We start from the raw sequence: 16,548 nt of genomic DNA, 5'->3' as shown, positions 1-16,548 counted from the left end.
CACAGCCCACCCACACCACCCAACGGGCAAGGAACGTGTTTCTGTGCGCCGCAACGGATCCACCGGCAGCCACCTCCCGAAGTAGGGGACCAATGGCTCTGCCACCCGCCCGGCCCCGCTGCCCATACTTAACGCCACGAGCAGGCGGGACGCTGCCGGCACGCTGCACGCACCGGGCTGCAAACCCTTGGGAAGGGGAAGGGACCATGAACCAGGGCAAGGACGATGCCGCCGAGGCAGCAGCACTCCAGGCTGTTGAACGACATCATGCGCACATGCTCAAACACCTCAACGGGCTTGTGGCCCTCCTGATGGAAGCCGTGGAGGCACGTGACGCTGTTGCCGAAGATACAGCGCAGGCCACTCTCCTGGACTGGTGCGACACCCACCTGATCCCCCATGCCCTCGCCGAAGAAGGCCCTTTGTACGGTGGACCGCACGCCACACCCGAGGGAAGGCTCCTGGTGGAGGGGATGCTTGCCGAGCACCGTGTGATAGTCGATCTCGTGGAGGAACTGCGAACCTCCAGCGGACTTGCCTCAGCCGTGGCCGGCTCTGCCATCCAGCGGTTGTTCGCCCTGCACCTGGACAAGGAAAACCGCCTGCTGATGCCCTTCATTGTCCAGTCCCCGGACATGTCCCTTGCCGAGTCAGTGCGGGGGCTTCACGAACTGACCGGAGAAGGCGCGGGTCACCACGGCGGAACGCACGACGGCGGCGCCGCGCACTATCGCTGATAAGCCGGCCTTACTGCCCGTCGTCGCTTTTCCGTGCGTGGCTTCCCCTTTTTCCGTGCGTGGCTTCCTCCGGGGCGTGGACCACCAGGACCGGGCAGTGGGCGTGGCTGACGCACGCCGAGCTCACCGAGCCCAGCACCAGGCTGCCGTGACCGCGCCGCCCCACGATGAGGAGGGATGCTTTCCGGCTACCCTCTATCAATTGCTCGCTGGCTTTCCCCCGTACCAGCCGCGGCTGGACGAATGCCGGCACTTCCGGGCCGAAAGCGTCCGCAAGGGCCTGCTCCAGTGACTGCTTGGCGGCGTATTCGAAGCCCTCAATGCCCACCACGAGGTAGAGCCCATAGCCGGGAGGCACGTCCCAGCATGCCCAGGCTTCCACCGTTGCTCCGAGGGGCCCGGCCAATGACCCGGCTGTGCGAAGGGCCGCGATCGAGGCGTCGGAACCGTCCACGCCTACAACAATCCTGGGGTGCCGCTCGGGGGCGTCCATGTGGCTCCGATCTGTTGGGTCTGCTCCCAGACTGTACAGGGTCCGGGCAACGGGATAGGGCCTAAAGTCACCGGCCGGCCGGGGCGCCGGGCCGGTGGCGGACAGCCGCCGGTGGTGGGGGCGGCAGATATATGATCAGGACTCCAGACTTTGGTCCCTTCCAGCGGGTCCGCGCGGAAGGAAAGATGGGACTAAGCCCCTGGCACGGGCTGGCCGGCACAGCAGTGCAGGCATAGTCCTTAAGACAATTGGGAGCATAGGGTGCAAAGGCTTGAGTCAGGCTCGCACGGGGCCGCAGATCCCCAGGAGCCGCTTCGCGTGTTCATTCTCGATGACCACGAGCTTGTCCGGCAGGGACTGAAGGACCTGCTGGAGGGCGAAGGATTCGAGGTGGTCGGGGAAAGCGGATCCGCGGCGGAGGCTACACGCCGTATTCCGGCGCTGCAGCCGGACATCGCGATCCTGGACGGACGGCTCCCGGACGGCACCGGCATCGAGGTATGCCGGGACGTGCGCTCGCTGGACCCCCGCCTGCATTGCCTGATCCTGACAAGCTACGACGACGAGCAGGCCATCCGCGGCGCCGTCCTGGCAGGAGCCTCCGGGTACGTCCTCAAGCAGATCAGGAGCGACGACCTCCTCGCCGGAATCCGGAGGGCCGCTGCCGGCGAGTCCCTGTTTGAGCCCGGAGTCAGGGAGCGGATCATCGCCGGGCTTTCCAAGACCCAGACAGACCCGCGGCTGGATGCGCTCAGTGCCCAGGAGAAGAAGGTCCTGACGCTGATCGGGCAGGGCATGACAAACCGCCAGATCGGCGAGGAACTCTTCCTGGCCGAGAAAACAGTGAAGAACTACGTGTCATCCATCCTCGCGAAGCTGGGCTTCGAGCGGAGGACACAGGCCGCCGTGTACGTCACGCGGAACAGCCAGGACGGGCAATAGCCTTCCCCACGGGCCCGCTGCTGCCGGTCACGGCAGAGGTTCAGGGCGGGCCGCTTTCCGGTTCTGTCACAGGCGCTGGGCGGTCCACGTGATCCGGGTGCCCTCCCCGGGCGCGCTCCGGATGGTGCAGCTGCCGCCCAGCATTTCTGCCCGGTGCCGCATATTGGCCAGGCCACTCACCTGTGCGGGTTCGTCAAAACCGCACCCGTTATCCTGGATCACCAGTTCAACCTGGCGTGGGGTTACGGACACGGCAACGCGGATCTCCTTGGCACCGGAGTGGCGGGCGGCATTGCTGAGTCCTTCGGAAAGAACGGACAGCACATGGCCGGCAACGTTCTCCCGGACTGCGTCCACGGGGCCGGTAAAGGCCACTTTCGGTTCCACGGCATAGCTGCGGGAGTTGTCCTGGACCACGCCCAGGATACGGCTCGTCAGGGGGTCATGGTTTTCCTCACCGGTCCGAAGGGAGTAGATGGTGTCCCTCAGCTTCCGGATGGTGTCGTCCAGTTCGGACGTGACCGTGGCAATCCGTTCGTGCGCTATGGGGTCAAGGGTGTAGCGGCGGAGGCTCTGGATACTCAATCCGGAGGCAAAAAGCCGCTGGATGACAAGATCGTGCAGGTCCCGGGCAATCCGCTCCCGGTCCGTGAACAGAAGGTTCTGTTCACGGAGCGCATGGACCCGCGCGAGGTCGAGTGCCAGCCCGACCCTGCTCCCGAAAATCGAGCTGGATTCCGCTTCGGCCTGGCTGTAGGCAATTGATCCCTGCGGACGGGCGAGCAGCAGCACGCCGTTCTCGCTGTTGCTGTGGCCGATGGCGCACACCAGCACCGACCCCAGCTTTTCCGCCACCTGGTCACCAAACACCTGCTGGGGATCACGCACCACGCGGGACTCCCCCGTCTCGATGACCTTGGAGACGGCATCAGAAGCACCGATTTCCTGCCCCGCCTGCAGGCCCTGGACGCCCAGGGACGACCTGCACCGCAGGACCCCGTCACCGGCCGGGACAGCAATCACGGCAAGCGCAGAGTCTGAGACCCGCAAGGCAGTTTCGGCCACCAGGTCCAGGTTGTCCGAGTCCCCGGGATGCGGCGCCATGATCAGCCGGCTGCTCAGTTCCATCCCCGCCTCCAGCCATTTCTGGCGACGCTTGCTGTCCTCGAACAGGCGGGCATTCTGGATGGCCACACCGGCAGCGGCGGCGAGGGCCACGGCAAGGTCTTCATCCTCCGGTGTGAAGTCCTGCCCGCCGTCCTTTTCGGTCAGGTAGAGGTTCCCATACACTTCGTCGCGGACACGGACCGGCACCCCAAGAAAGGTGTTCATCGGTGGATGGTTGGGGGGAAAGCCTGACGCCATGGGATGCCGGCCGAGGTCGTGGAGCCTCAGTGGCCGGGGCTCCCGGATCAGGTGTCCCAGGACGCCGTGTCCCGTAGGCAAGTCCCCAATGGACCTGATGTCTTCTTCATCGACTCCAACGGTGATGAAGTGGCTCAGGCTGCGGTCCTCCGCGATCACCCCCATCGCGCCGTACTTCGCACCCACAAGTTCACATGCCGACCGGACAAGACGGTCCAGCACGGCTTCAAGGCTCAGATCCTGGGCCAGGGCGACGACGGCGGCGAGCAGGCCGTTCATCCGTTCCTGGGTTTGCAGCAGCTCATCTGCGCGGGCAACGAAGTCCCGGAGGAGGTCTTCGGCCCGTTCCTTCATGGGAGAACTCCACGGCTCAGTGCTCATGTTTCGCCTCCTGTGACAAGTGCCGGCGTCGTTGCAGGCCCTCAGCGGTGTTGCGCGCGTCCGGGAAGTGGTTCCCCCGGCAACGCCGCTCCAGCCTGAGTACGAAGCGACGTCCCGGCACCAGTCTAGGAGAGTAAGTCAAGGTCTGAAATGCCCCATTATGGGAACGCCGGATATCAGCTGCCGCCGGGACCGGCTGCAGTAGGACCTTCTTCCCTATCCCCGTCCCGCTCGGCGGCCTAGGCTACGGCCATGGACACAGCTGCAACAGAACCGGAACACGAAAACCTTGGAGTGCATGACTGCTGGAGGTACCTGCGGTCAACCTCCGTGTGCAGGATGGCCTTTACCCGCGGCGACACGGTGGAGATCTTTCCGGTCAACTTTGTGCCCAGCAACGGCACCCTGCTGATTCGCACAGGCCCGGGAACGAAGATGGATGCAGTGGCCGGCCGCAAGGCAGTGTCCCTGGAAGCCGACGGGCTGAACCAGTACGGCACCATTGCTTGGAGCGTGGTGGTGAAGGGGCACGCTGCCGTAGTGGACGACGACGAAGACTTCCAGGATGCCTCAGACGCAGGTCTGTCTCCCTGGCAGGCAGGCCCAAAGGAAAGCCTTATCCGCGTGACGCCTGAGGAAATCACCGGGAGGAAATTCGTCATCGCCCCGCCAACCCGGTGGTGGGCCCCGCAGGAACCGGCCGGCAGGGCCTGAACCCCTGTCCGGCATGAGAAACCGTCAGCAACAGCAGATTCACGGAAGGTCACCCATGGACGCACACAAGCCCGTCGCCGTCGGCATCGCCGACTCCCCTCCTTCCAAGGCCGCACTGCTGTGGGCAGCGGCCCGAGCCCGCCGGCAAAAGGTGCCGTTGGCAATCCTTCATGTCCTCGACGACCGCTGGATGGCCGGCGAAAGGATTGAAGCCCTCCCCTACATCGACGTCCTGCGCAAGTCTGCGATGGACATGCTGGAAGAAGCCGGAGAAACGGTGCGCAGCGCAGAACCGGACCTGCAGGTTTCCCATGAACTGCTGGAAGGAAGCGTTGGGGCATCCCTTGGCAAGTACTCGGAGAACGCCTCGATGCTGGTCCTGGGCAGCAGCGGCCACTCCCGCGGTGCGCTGACCGACCGGGCCCTCCAGGCAGCTGCAACGGCCGAATGCCCGGTGGCCGTGATCGGGACAGGGCAGGGCAGTGGGCACGGTGTGGTGGTGGGCGTGGACGGGTCGAGGGAGTCCACGCAGGCCGTTGCTTTCGCGGCGGCCGAGGCTGATGCACTGGGCGAGGAACTCACCGTCCTGTACGCGTTCACTGGCCCCAACCGCTGGATCAGAGCGGGCCTGCCGTCCAGCAGCTTCGCTGGACATGTGGAGGAAGAGGAACAGGTTGTCCTGGCCGAGACTGTGGCCGGACTCCGCCAGGACTACCCCGGCCTTGTAGTGCACGGAGTCCTGGAAACAGTCTTGGAACCTGCAGATGCCCTGGTCCGCGCAGCCGCGGACGCCAGGATGCTGGTCCTGGGCAGCCGGGGCAGGGGAAGCTTCGGCAGGCTCCTGCTCGGGTCGACGGCGCACGGCGTCCTGACCCAGCCACCCTGCCCCACGGTCATCACCCGGCTGAAGAAGTCCCGGCATGACACATGACGGGCGGGCCCTGCGCTCCACGTGATGTTTGAAGCAGGGGAAAGCACCGGGCGGCACGTGGCTTCCGGCGCCTCCGCGGGACAGCCGGGGCTGGGCGGACTCAGCTCCGCCGAGGTCCTGGCCCGGACCAACGCGGGACAGATCAACAGCATCCCCGGTGCAACAAGCCGCAGTGCGTGGGACATTATCCGGGCGAACGTCCTGACCCTTTTCAACGCCATCGTGGCGGCCTGCTTTGTCCTGCTGCTGGTGCTGGGCCAGTGGCGGGATGCGCTCTTTGGCTTCTCGGCGCTGGGGAACTCCCTGATCGGAATCATCCAGGAATACCGCGCCAAGCAGTCCCTGGACAGGCTGGCCATTCTCCACGCGGCACAGAGCAGGGTCATCCGGGACGGCAGCCCCCGGCTGGTCCCGGCGGAGGCCCTGGTTCCGGATGACATCGTCCTCCTCAGCGCCGGGGAACAGGTGGCCGCTGACGTGCGGCTCCTGGACGGCGGGTACGTGGAGGCGGATGAATCCTTTTTGACCGGTGAGTCAGCGCCCGTGTCCAAGCAACCGGGAGCCGCGCTCCTGTCCGGGTCACTGATCATGGCCGGCAGCGGGCTGGCGGTGGTGGTCGGGGTAGGGCCGGATACGTTCGCCTACAAACTGACTGCCGAAGCCAGACGGTTCGCCCTGGTCACGTCCGAGATACGCTCCGGCCTGGACAAGGTGCTGCGCGTCATCACCTGGCTGCTCCTGCCCACTGCCGTCCTGGTTACCCACGCCCAGGTCCAAAACGCCGGCGGCTGGGAGGCCGCCTTCAGCTCCGGCCAGTGGATACCTGCCGCGGTGGGACTTGTGGCCAGCATCATGTCCATGATTCCCCTTGGCCTGGTCCTGCTCACCAGCGTGGCTTTTGCGGTGGGCGGGGTCCGGCTTGCCGGCCACATGGTCCTGGTCCAGGAGCTTGCGGCCGTTGAAGTACTGGCACGTGTGGATGTCCTGTGCCTGGACAAGACCGGGACCTTGTCCTCCGGCGCCATGACATTCGACGCCGTGCACGGCGCCGGCGCCCCACCGGCCGAGGGGTGGCGGAAGGCCCTTGAATGGTTCGGCGCCAAGGAGGAAGCCAGTACCACCGCCAAGTCCATCGGCGACGCTTTTCCCACAGCCGACGTTTTGCCCGAAGCGTCATCCGTGCCGTTCACCTCGGCCTTGAAATGGAGCTCAGTGACGTTCCCGCCGGGCTCGCAGGCCGCCGGAACCTGGGTACTTGGGGCCCCGGATTTCGTACTGGCGGAATTGCCATCCGACGCCCCCGCCCGCCGGAGCGCCGCGGCGCTGGCCTCCACCGGCCTGCGGACGCTGGCACTCGCCCACATGCCCGGGCCCCTGCCGGTATCGGAGCAGGACGGCGCACTGCCCGCGGGCCTCGTTCCGGTGGTGCTGCTGACCTTCCGCGAGGATATCCGGAAGGAAGCACCAGCGACCCTTGCCTATTTCCGGCAACAGGGGGTGGCCTTGAAGATCATCTCCGGTGACGACCCCCGCACGGTGGCAGTGCTCGCGCGCACGGTGGGCCTGGGCCCGGGCGGGGCCTACGACGCCAGGAAACTGCCAACGGACCCGTTGCTACTGGAGGAAGCGGTGGAGACGCATCACGTTTTTGGAAGCGTGACGCCGTCCCAGAAGAGGGACATGGTTCAGGCGCTGAAGCGGGGCGGGCACACGGTGGCCATGACCGGCGACGGGGTTAACGACGTCCTGGCACTCAAGGAAGCCGATCTGGGCATCGCCATGGACACAGCGTCACCGGCCACCAAGGCGGTAGCCCGGCTTATCCTCCTGGACGGGCGCTTCGACAGGTTGCCGGCGGTGGTTGCCGAGGGCCGCAGGGCCATCAGCAACATCGAGCGGGTTTCCATGGTGTTCCTCAGCAAAACCGTCTACATCACCGTCATCTCGTTGACGTTTGCCCTGCTCCTGTGGCCCTTTCCGTTCCTTCCGCGCCAGATGTCCGTCCTTGACGGACTCACCATCGGCCTGCCGGCATTCTTCCTGGCACTGCAACCCAGCGCGCAGCGTTATGAGGCCGGATTCCTGAAACGCTCCCTGGCCTTCTCGGTGCCGGCCGGAGTGTGCGTCGCCCTGTGTGTGCTGGCTGTCAGCATGTACGCGCGTTTCGCTGCACCTGGCAGCGCCGAGGCCACGCAGTCTGCCGCCGTCATCACCCTGGCCCTGATGGCCTCCTGGATCCTCGTGACCGCATCCCGGCCCCTCACCTGGACGAAGACCCTCATCCTGGCGGGCATGTACACGGGCCTGGCGCTGCTGTTCACCGTGCCCCCGGCAAAAGAGTTCTTCCGCCTGGGCTGGCCGCCCACGGACCTCCTGGCCGCTTCGGTCACGGTGGCCGTGGGCGGCAGCATCATCATCGAAGCAATCCGGTACGTCCAGCGGCGCCTGGCCGGCCGCTCAGCAGACTGAAGACCAGGGTGACCTTCGGCTCTGGGAGGCACAGCGAAGCTGGGCCATTGTTAAGTAACCCGGCAGAAGGAGGTAAAGGTGCTCGCATGGTGGGTGGGCCACCCCGGCCCCATGTCCACCCGTCCCCTGGTCAGGGGCCTCCGCGAAGACCCCAGGCCCGCGGCCAATGAACTCCTGGTGGACGTGAGTGTCTGCGGAATCTGCCGGACCGACCTCCATCTGGCCGAAGGGGACCTGCAACCACGCCGTCCCGGGGTTGTCCCGGGCCACGAGGCGGTGGGCGTGGTGGTGGAAACCGGCCCGGGCGCCCACCGCTTCGCGCCGGGCGACAGGGTAGGCGTCGCGTGGCTGGGCGGCGTCTGCGGAACGTGCACGTATTGCCGCCGGGGTGACGAGAACCTGTGCTCGGCGCCCGTCTTCACCGGATGGGACAAGGACGGCGGCTACGCCCAAAAACTCACTGTCTCCCAGGATTTTGCCTACCTCATTCCGGAGGTGTTCAGCGACGAACAGGCAGCACCGCTGCTGTGCTCAGGCATCATTGGCTACCGTGCGCTGCAACGCGCCAACCTGCCGGCCGGGGGGCGCATTGGTATCTACGGTTTCGGCAGTTCCGCGCACCTGACCGCGCAGATGGCGATCTACCAGGGGGCATCCGTTTTTGTCATGACCCGGTCTGAGGAGGCCCGGGCCCTTGCCCGGGACCTGGGAGCTGAATATGCCGGCGGCGCGTATGGCAAGCCACCGGTGCCGCTTGATTCCGCGATTCTTTTCGCCCCGGTGGGCGACCTGGTGCCGGCCGCGCTCGCAGCCCTTGACCGCGGCGGCACACTTGCGATTGCCGGTATCCACCTCACCGACATACCAGCCCTGAACTATGAGGACCACCTGTTCTACGAGCGCCAGGTCCGCAGCGTGACAGCCAATACACGCGCTGACGGGCGTGAGTTCCTTGCGCTCGCGGCCCGGATCCCGCTGGCACCCACCACCACCGCCTACCCGTTCGATGCCGCGGACACGGCCCTTGGTGATCTCGCTGCGGACAGGGTTACCGGTTCTGCCGTCCTGCGGGTCCGCCCGGAAAAAGCGTGAAGCCAAGGTGGGACCTTGGACTCTGGAACAGCACCTGCAGTGGGCGGATGGTGTTAATGCCGGGTGATGCGTCAGCCCGGCTCACAATGAGCAGGAGGCAACAATGACTGACCTGATGAAGTGGTTTGATTCCCGGCGTTCCCCCATGGATGTGATCGAAAGGCTCTTCGAAGGAGAGATGGGGTCGTCCGCAATCCGGGTTGAGGAAATGGTGGATGGCAACACCTTGGTGGTGCGGGCGGAGCTGCCCGGAATCGATCCGGAAAAGGATGTGGACGTGACCGTAACCGACGGCGTCCTGTCCATCAAGGCCGAGCGGCAGGAGAAGACGGAACACAAGGACAAGGACAGCTACCGGTCCGAATTCCGCTACGGTTCTTTCGTCCGGCGGCTCCCCCTCCCCAGCGGGGTGCAGCAGGGTGACGTCACCGCCTCCTACAAAGACGGCGTCCTGGAAGTCCGCGCTCCCCTTCCGGACCAGCAAGAGGTGGCTTCCGCATCGAAGATCCCGATCAGCAGAGGCTGACGGTTTGTGCCTGGCCCTCCGGGGCCAGGCACGGTCACGCCACGTCGCGCCACCCAGGTGTCCTGCAGCCAAGTGTCGCGTCAGCACCGGTGCCCTCAGCCGAACAGGACTGCCGCCTCCTTGTACCGGGCCTCGGGAACCACCTTCAGGCTTCCGAGCGCAAGCTCGAGGCCCACGGTGACGATGTCCGTGCCGCGGAGGGACACCATGGTCCCCCACGAGCCATTCGCCGCCGCATCGACGGCCGCCAGCCCCAGCCGCGTGGCAAGGACGCGGTCATAGGCCGTGGGCTCTCCACCGCGCTGGATGTGGCCCAGGACGGTGGCCCGCGTTTCTATCCCGGTGCTCTGCTGCAGCTGTTGTTCCAATAGCCGGCCGATGCCCCCAAGGCGGGGCCGGCCAAAGGTATCGAGCCCACGGGGCGCATACGGTGATTCCTGCCCCTCCGGTGCAAAAGCCTCGGCCACCACCACCAGGGGCGCCCGCCCGCGGTCCCGTGCTGACAGCACCCACGTGGAGATCTGGTCCAGTGACACCGGATGCTCCGGGATGAGGATGGCGTGGGCGCCCGAGGCCATCCCCGAGTGAAGGGCGATCCAGCCGGCATTCCGGCCCATGACCTCGGCGATCATGCACCGGTGGTGCGACTCCCCCGTAGTCCTCAGCCTGTCAATGGCTTCAGTGGCAGTCTGGACGGCCGAATCAAACCCAAACGTATAGTCCGTCGCACCGAGATCGTTATCGATGGTCTTGGGAACACCCACCACGTTGACGCCCTGGTCGCAGAGTTCCTTCGCTGCGGCGAGCGTCCCCTCACCGCCAATGGCGATCAGGCCCATCAGGCCGTTGCGCCGCAGGCTTTCCCGCACCGCGTCGGTTCCGCCACGTTCCAGCGGATTGGTGCGGGATGTTCCCAGGATGGTTCCGCCGAGCCGGGATATGCCGCGGACGCTCCGCCGGGGCAAAGGAACCACATCCTGTTCCAGGACTCCCCGCCAGCCGTCGCGGAACCCCACGAACCCGTATCCATGGACAACCTCACCGCCCAGCACGGCGCCGCGGATTACTGCATTGACGCCGGGGCAGTCCCCGCCGCTTGTCAGGATTCCGAGTTTCTTCACGACGCGGCCGATCCCTCCACCGGCATGGGCAGCCGGAATGTCCTGACCTGGCCGGCGGCGAGCGCAGCCTTCCTGCCGTTGACGCGCACGCTGATGGGTTCAGCGTCCCCGTCCGCCGAGGCAATCCTCATGCGACCGTCCTTCAATTCGACGTTCAGGAAATGCCCGCGGTACCGGACCCTGAAGGCGACGGACCGGAGGCCGGTGGGCAGGTTGGGAGCGAAGACGAGTGTGTCGCCGCTGAGCCTCAGCCCGGCGAAACTGCGCTGGATGACGTCGATGCTTCCCGCCATGGCCCCCAGGTGGATGCCCGTGCGTGTTGTGCCGTGCTGGGTATCGTCGAGGTCGGCGTCGAGCGCTTCCCGGAAGCTGTCCCAGGCACGGTCGGCGTCCAGCGCGGCAAGGACGGAAGCGTGGGCAACCCGGCTCAAGGTGGACCCGTGGGCAGTCCGTGCCAGGTAATACTCGATGGTCCGGTTCAACTGGTCGCCCGTCAACGCGTATCCCAGTTCCTGGAGCAGGGCGATCACCCCTTCATGGCCCAGCAGGTAGGGCAGCATCAGGACATCGGCCTGCTTGGCAAGCTTGTACCGGTTGGTTTCGTCACCTTCGGCTTCCAGGATCAGGTCGAGCCGCTCGATGCTGTCATAGGTTTCCCGGTACCGTTCCCAGTCGAGTTCCTCGAGCTCCTCGTACCCGGCAAACTGGCTGATGACGCCGTCCGTGTGGAACGGGATGAACATGGCCCTGCCCACCTGCTCCCAGCCAGCTGCCTCCTCACCGGTGATGCCAAGCCTTTCCATCAGGCCGGCGAGTTCGTTCCCGTGGAAGATGCCCATGATCTCCGCAGCCCTAAGGCAGACCCAGGCAGCCATGGCGTTGGTGTAGGCGTTGTCGTCCAGTCCGGGATCCGTGCGGCCCGGATATCCCGTGTGGTATTCATCTGGCCCGACGACGCCGCGGATGTGGTACCGCCCGGTGTCCTGGCTGTGCCCGGCCCGCGATGCGAAGAACCGGGCAACCTCGACCACCAGTTCGGCGCCCTTGCGGAGGAGCCAGGCTTTGTCGCGGGTGGCCTGGAAATACTGCCAGACGTTGAAGGCCACAGCCAGTCCCGAATGCAGCTGCATGTGCGAGTGGTCCTTCACCCACCTGCCTGATCTGTCGTTGTAGAGCCACTTGGGGGTTTCTTCCGTACCGTCGCTCCCGCTTTGCCAGGGAAACTGCGCCCCGGAGAGGCCCTGGACCGCTGCCGCGTGGCGGGCTGCCGGAAGCCTCCGCCACCGGTATTCGATGAGGGACCGGGCTACATCCGGCGTCCTGGTGGTCAGGAGCGGCAGGACAAACAATTCGTCCCAGAAGACATGGCCGCGGTAGCCCTCGCCGTGGAGCCCCCGGGCAGTGACCCCGGCGTCGAGTTCCGCCGTGTGGCGCGTGAGGGTCTGCAGCAGATGGAAGATGTGGAGGTTGAGGACAAGACGCACCTGAACCGGAGCCTCGATGTCCACCAGGAACGGATGGAGTTCGCTTCGCCAGGCGTCCTGGTGTGCGGTCATGAGGGCGTCGATGTCCCCGCCTGCGCGGGCCAGCACGGCCACGGCGGCTGAGGCCGGCGAGGCGATCGCCCGGTCGCGGGATGTCGCCACAGCGACGGTCTTGTTGATTCTTGCTGCAGCTCCGTCTGCGAGGGCCACTCGGAATGTCATGAAGTGGAAGGGGCCGATGCTGCCGGGCTTCCCCGCGCCTGTCCCGCCGGGGCCCGTTCCGCCGGCGCCTGCTCCCCCGGACACACTCGTCCGGAATGCCACGGCTACCCGGATCAGGCTCTGGGTCGTCTCGGCCTCGACCACGGAAACGTCCTCCGGAGCAGGCTGCTTGAAGCTGCCGCCGTCCATGGTCCGGTCAACAAGGTGAACCCCCGGGCTGGAGGCCGGTTCGGGGACATTCGAGTTGGTGACGCCCGTGGTGACGCCGCTGCGCACTTCCACGGCACCGCTCCAGCCCAAGGGCGTGATCTTCGTTTCAAGGCCCAGCAGGTGGGGTTCAGCCATGGACACGAACCTGGTCTGGACAATTTCCATCCGCTTTTTGTCCGCGGCCTGGAGCAGGAGCCGCCGTTCCAGGACCGCACGCTGGAGATCAAGGGTGCGGCGCTCGCGGATAACCGCCAGGCCTCCTTCCGACCACCACTGCCCGTCCGCCAGCCGCAGGTCCAGGGGAAGGCAGTCAGGCGCGTTGACCATGTGTTCTTCCACGAGTACTTCGCCGGCGACTTCGGCGGCCAGGCGGTTGAAGACGCCCGCCAGGTACATGCCGGCATACCGGATGCTTCCGCCGCCCTCCGGGGATGCGCCCCGGACGGCCAGGTAGCCATTGCCAAGGGTGGTCAGCGCTTCCCGGTGGCCCTCGTGTCCTGCATCGAAGCCCTCATAGACAAGCTGCCAGGGATCGCCAAGGACAAGGCCCAGGTCCAGTTCGCGGACGTCATTGAGGACGGTGCCGGCACCGGCGGCTTCGAGCTCCCGCCGCGTTCCGGTGCGGTCGATGCCCACCACCAGGCCGAACCCGCCCCGGTGCGCTGCGAGGACCCCTGCCACCGAATCCTCGATGACCACGGAGTGGGAAGGCGATACCCCAAGGCGGAACGCGGCCGCCAGGAAGACGTCAGGGGCGGGCTTCCCCCGGAGGCCCAAATTGGCTGCAGCAGTCCCGTCCAGGATCACGCCGAAAAGATCCGGAATGCCGGCGGCGTCCAGGACCGAGGACGCATTGCGGCTGGACGTGACCACCCCGGTGGGGACTCCGGCGTCGGAAAGCCTCTGCAGCAGTTGCACCGTTCCCGGGTAGCTCTGGACGCCGTCCCGCTTAAGCCGCTCCTGGAAGAGCCGGTTCTTCAGTGCACCGAGGCCGAATGCGGTCCAGGTGCCGGGCTCATCCCCGTCAGACCCATTTTCGACTTTGACCCCCCGTGAAGCAAGGAACTTCAGGACGCCTTCCTCCCGGGGAAGGCCGTCGATGTAGGTGCGGTAGTCAACTTTGGAAAGGGGTGAACGGTCGGCAGTGTCCGGCACCCTGGGGTCCTGCAGGATCTGTTCGAAGGCCTCCCGCCAGGCCGCCTGATGGACCATTGCCGTGTTGGTCACCACCCCGTCCAGATCGAAAATGACGGCGTCAAAGGGCGGCCTCGCGGCTGCGGCAGTGGGTGATGGCGCGGTCATATGACAGGGATACCAGCAGGCCGTCCGCCGTTGACAGTGCCGTTAGGCCTGTCTGGCCAGCCGCTGCTCGGCTGCGGCGATGACGGGCAGGGTCTTCACGTAGGTGTCCGGGTTCAGCGAGATGGAATCTATGCCGCGGGCGACCAGGAATTCGGCCAGATCCGGGTGGTTGCTTGGCCCCTGCCCGCAGATTCCGATCTTGATGCCCGCGGCGTGCGCCTTGTCGATGGCCTGGGCAATCATCGCGCTGACGGCAGGGTCCCTCTCATCGAACAGCCCGGCAAGCTGTTCGGAATCGCGGTCCACCCCCAGCACCAGTTGGGTCAGGTCGTTGGAGCCGATGGAGAACCCGTCGAAGCGTTCGGCGAACTGCTCGGCCAGCACGACGTTCGAGGGTATTTCACACATCATGTAGAGCTGCAGCCCGGCACTGCCCCGCACCAGTCCCTGGCCGGCCATCGCTTCGATGACCAGGTCTGCTTCCCGGACGGTCCGGCAGAACGGGACCATAACGATGATGTTGGCGAACCCCACTTCTTCGCGTACCCGTTTGAGGGCCCTGCATTCGAGGGCGAAGCCTTCCCGGTAGTGATCGCTGTAGTAGCGCGAAGCTCCGCGGAAGCCCAGCATGGGGTTCTCCTCCGGACGTTCAAAAAACCCTCCGCCGATCAGGTGGCTGTACTCGTTGCTTTTGAAATCGCTGAGCCGGACGATCACCGGTTTGGGGTGGAAGGGCGCCGCTATCTTGGCGATCCCGGTGGCCAGCACGTCAACAAAGTACTCCGTGGGGTCGCCGTAGCCGCTGGTGAGCTTCCGGATGAGCGCGGCTTCCTCCGGATCTGTCACTCTTTCAGGGTGGACCAGTGCCATGGGATGGATGCGGATGAGGTTGTTGATGATGAACTCCATCCTCGCGAGGCCCACTCCCGCCGCCGGCAGCCGCCACCATTTGAAGGCTGCGGCAGGACTGCCGATGTTCACCATCACGTCAGTGCGGGTGGCGGGAAGGGCCTCGAGGTCCACTTCTTCCACGCCGAACTCCAGCAGCCCCTCATAGACGCGGCCTTCCTCGCCTTCGGCGCAGGACAGGGTGATGGGGGCGCCATCAGGCACTGCTTCCGTAGCATTCCGGGTGCCGACGACGGCGGGCACGCCGAGTTCCCGGCTGACGATCGCTGCGTGGCTGGTGGGGCCGCCGTGGTCAGTGACGATGCCGGCTGCCCGCTTCATGACCGGGACCCAGTCCGGGTCCGTCATCCTGGTCACCAGCACGGAACCGTCCACGAAGGATTCGATGTCTTTTGCGTCCCGGATGACGCAGGCCTGACCGGCCGCGATGGCATCCCCAATGGCCGCCCCCGCGGTCAGCAGCCGCCCCTGCTGCCGGAGATGGTAAGTCCGGAATGACGTGCTGCTGCGCTGGGCCTGCACCGTTTCCGGCCTGGCCTGCACCATGAACAGTTCGCCCGTCACGCCGTCTTTGGCCCACTCCATGTCCATGGGCCGCCCGTAGTGGTCTTCCACGGCCTTGGCCCAGCGCGCCAGCAGAACCACTTCGTCGTCGGACAGCACCAGGGACTCCTGTTCCCGTTCGGTGGTCTCCACCATCCGGGTCCGCGCGTTGCCCCCGTGGCTGTAGACCATTTTGCGTTCCTTGGCGCCCCGTTCCCTCTCGATCACGGGGCTGAAGCGCTCGTCGGCGAGCAGCGGCTTGAACACCTGGTATTTGTCCGGATTGATGGTCCCCTGGACAACGGTCTCCCCGAGGCCCCACGCTGCGCTGATAAGCACGGCCTCCGGGAAGCCGGACTCGGTGTCAATGGAGAACATGACCCCGGAGGCGCCGAGGTCCGAGCGGACCATGCGCTGGACGCCCACGGACAGGGCCACGTCGAGGTGGTCGTAGCCCTTCATTTCGCGGTAGCTGATGGCCCTGTCCGTAAACAGCGAGGCATAGCAGTTCCGGCACGCCTCGAGGACGGCGCGCTCACCCGCCACATTGAGGAATGTCTCCTGCTGGCCCGCGAAGCTGGCGTCCGGCAGGTCCTCGGCCGTGGCGCTGCTGCGGACTGCGACGGACACCTCGCGTTGGCCGGCCCGGCGGGAAAGGAGCCGGTATCGCTCCTGGATCGCCTCGCCGATGCTGTCCGGGAACGTTGCTGACAGGAACAGCTCCCGGATTGCCGCCCCCGCCTGGCGCAGCGTTGCGCGTCCGGCCCGGTACTCCTCGATGTATGTCCTGATGCGCGGCTCCAGGGCGTTGGAAGCCAGGAAGGCGCGGTAGGCGCCGGCGGTGGTGGCAAACCCGTCGGGAACCCTCACGCCGGCGGACTGCAGGGAGCGGCTCAACTCGCCCAAAGACGCGTTTTTTCCTCCCACGGACGCGATGTCCCCGATCCCGGTGTCCTCGAACCACTTGACGTGGACATCGGCCGGGGATGTTGCGGGAGCAGTCATGCCTTGATTCTGGGCCGTGCCCGAAGGGCCGGGCAGAGTCTTTGGTCCCAAGCAGCCGCATGTCCAAGGACTGGACTCCCTCCCAACCCCGAGGGACAGACC

12 protein-coding genes are annotated in these 16,548 nt (G+C 65.9%); 7 read left to right on the top strand and 5 right to left on the bottom strand.

Annotation, left to right across the window (positions count from 1 at the left end):
• The first annotated feature begins 206 nt into the window (after positions 1-206).
• Positions 207-737 carry a hemerythrin domain-containing protein gene (locus tag IEX33_RS08875; protein ID WP_188729477.1) on the top strand — a complete coding sequence of 177 codons (531 nt, stop codon included), beginning with the start codon at positions 207-209 and terminating at the stop codon, positions 735-737.
• A 10-nt stretch (positions 738-747) separates the two neighbouring features.
• Here IEX33_RS08875 and IEX33_RS08870 read toward each other — a convergent pair whose 3' ends face one another.
• Positions 748-1,230, bottom strand: coding sequence for a universal stress protein (locus tag IEX33_RS08870; protein ID WP_188729475.1), 483 nt, complete (start codon positions 1,228-1,230; stop codon positions 748-750).
• Between the two features lie 318 nt (positions 1,231-1,548).
• Here IEX33_RS08870 and IEX33_RS08865 point away from each other — a divergent pair, with 318 nt between their 5' ends.
• The gene (locus IEX33_RS08865; protein WP_188729474.1) at positions 1,549-2,172 is read left to right on the top strand and encodes a response regulator; all 624 of its coding nucleotides are present in this window, start codon (positions 1,549-1,551) and stop codon (positions 2,170-2,172) included.
• A 66-nt stretch (positions 2,173-2,238) separates the two neighbouring features.
• On the opposite strand, the gene IEX33_RS08860 is transcribed toward IEX33_RS08865, so the two are convergent.
• Entirely contained in the window at positions 2,239-3,918 is a 1,680-nt protein-coding gene (locus IEX33_RS08860) for a GAF domain-containing sensor histidine kinase (protein WP_188729472.1), read from the bottom strand.
• 252 nt (positions 3,919-4,170) lie between these two features.
• On the opposite strand from IEX33_RS08860, the gene IEX33_RS08855 reads away from it, so the two are divergent.
• The 5 genes from IEX33_RS08855 to IEX33_RS08835 all read left to right on the top strand — a co-directional run bounded on the left by IEX33_RS08855 (position 4,171) and on the right by IEX33_RS08835 (position 9,650).
• On the top strand, positions 4,171-4,632 hold the full coding sequence (locus IEX33_RS08855) for a pyridoxamine 5'-phosphate oxidase family protein (RefSeq protein ID WP_188729470.1): 462 nt from the start codon (positions 4,171-4,173) through the stop codon (positions 4,630-4,632).
• A gap of 55 nt (positions 4,633-4,687) precedes the next feature.
• A complete protein-coding gene (locus tag IEX33_RS08850) occupies positions 4,688-5,563 on the top strand; it encodes a universal stress protein (protein WP_188729468.1) in 876 nt (291 codons plus the stop codon).
• A 24-nt stretch (positions 5,564-5,587) separates the two neighbouring features.
• Positions 5,588-8,032: an HAD-IC family P-type ATPase gene (locus tag IEX33_RS08845; RefSeq protein WP_188729466.1), complete on the top strand. Its 2,445-nt coding sequence runs from the start codon at positions 5,588-5,590 to the stop codon at positions 8,030-8,032.
• A 78-nt stretch (positions 8,033-8,110) separates the two neighbouring features.
• Positions 8,111-9,124: a zinc-dependent alcohol dehydrogenase family protein gene (locus tag IEX33_RS08840; protein ID WP_188729464.1), complete on the top strand. Its 1,014-nt coding sequence runs from the start codon at positions 8,111-8,113 to the stop codon at positions 9,122-9,124.
• Between the two features lie 103 nt (positions 9,125-9,227).
• Positions 9,228-9,650 (top strand): Hsp20/alpha crystallin family protein, encoded by a 423-nt coding sequence (locus IEX33_RS08835; protein WP_188729462.1) that lies wholly within the window; start codon positions 9,228-9,230, stop codon positions 9,648-9,650.
• A 95-nt stretch (positions 9,651-9,745) separates the two neighbouring features.
• Here IEX33_RS08835 and IEX33_RS08830 read toward each other — a convergent pair whose 3' ends face one another.
• The 3 genes from IEX33_RS08830 to ppsA are packed head-to-tail and all read right to left on the bottom strand — an operon-like array spanning position 9,746 to position 16,446.
• Positions 9,746-10,771 carry an ATP-dependent 6-phosphofructokinase gene (locus IEX33_RS08830; protein ID WP_188729460.1) on the bottom strand — a complete coding sequence of 342 codons (1,026 nt, stop codon included), beginning with the start codon at positions 10,769-10,771 and terminating at the stop codon, positions 9,746-9,748.
• Complete coding sequence (locus IEX33_RS08825; protein ID WP_188729458.1) at positions 10,768-13,989, bottom strand: HAD-IA family hydrolase; 3,222 nt, start codon at positions 13,987-13,989, stop codon at positions 10,768-10,770. Before IEX33_RS08825 ends, IEX33_RS08830 begins: the two co-directional genes overlap by 4 nt.
• 42 nt (positions 13,990-14,031) lie before the next feature.
• Positions 14,032-16,446 (bottom strand): phosphoenolpyruvate synthase, encoded by a 2,415-nt coding sequence (ppsA, locus tag IEX33_RS08820; protein ID WP_188729455.1) that lies wholly within the window; start codon positions 16,444-16,446, stop codon positions 14,032-14,034.
• Between the last annotated feature and the right edge of the window lie 102 nt (positions 16,447-16,548).

The sequence above is a fragment of the Pseudarthrobacter scleromae genome (genome assembly GCF_014644515.1).
In the GTDB taxonomy this organism is placed as follows: domain Bacteria; phylum Actinomycetota; class Actinomycetes; order Actinomycetales; family Micrococcaceae; genus Arthrobacter; species Arthrobacter scleromae.
Note: the sequence above shows the minus strand (reverse complement) of the source record. Positions and strands in the feature narration are given on the sequence as shown.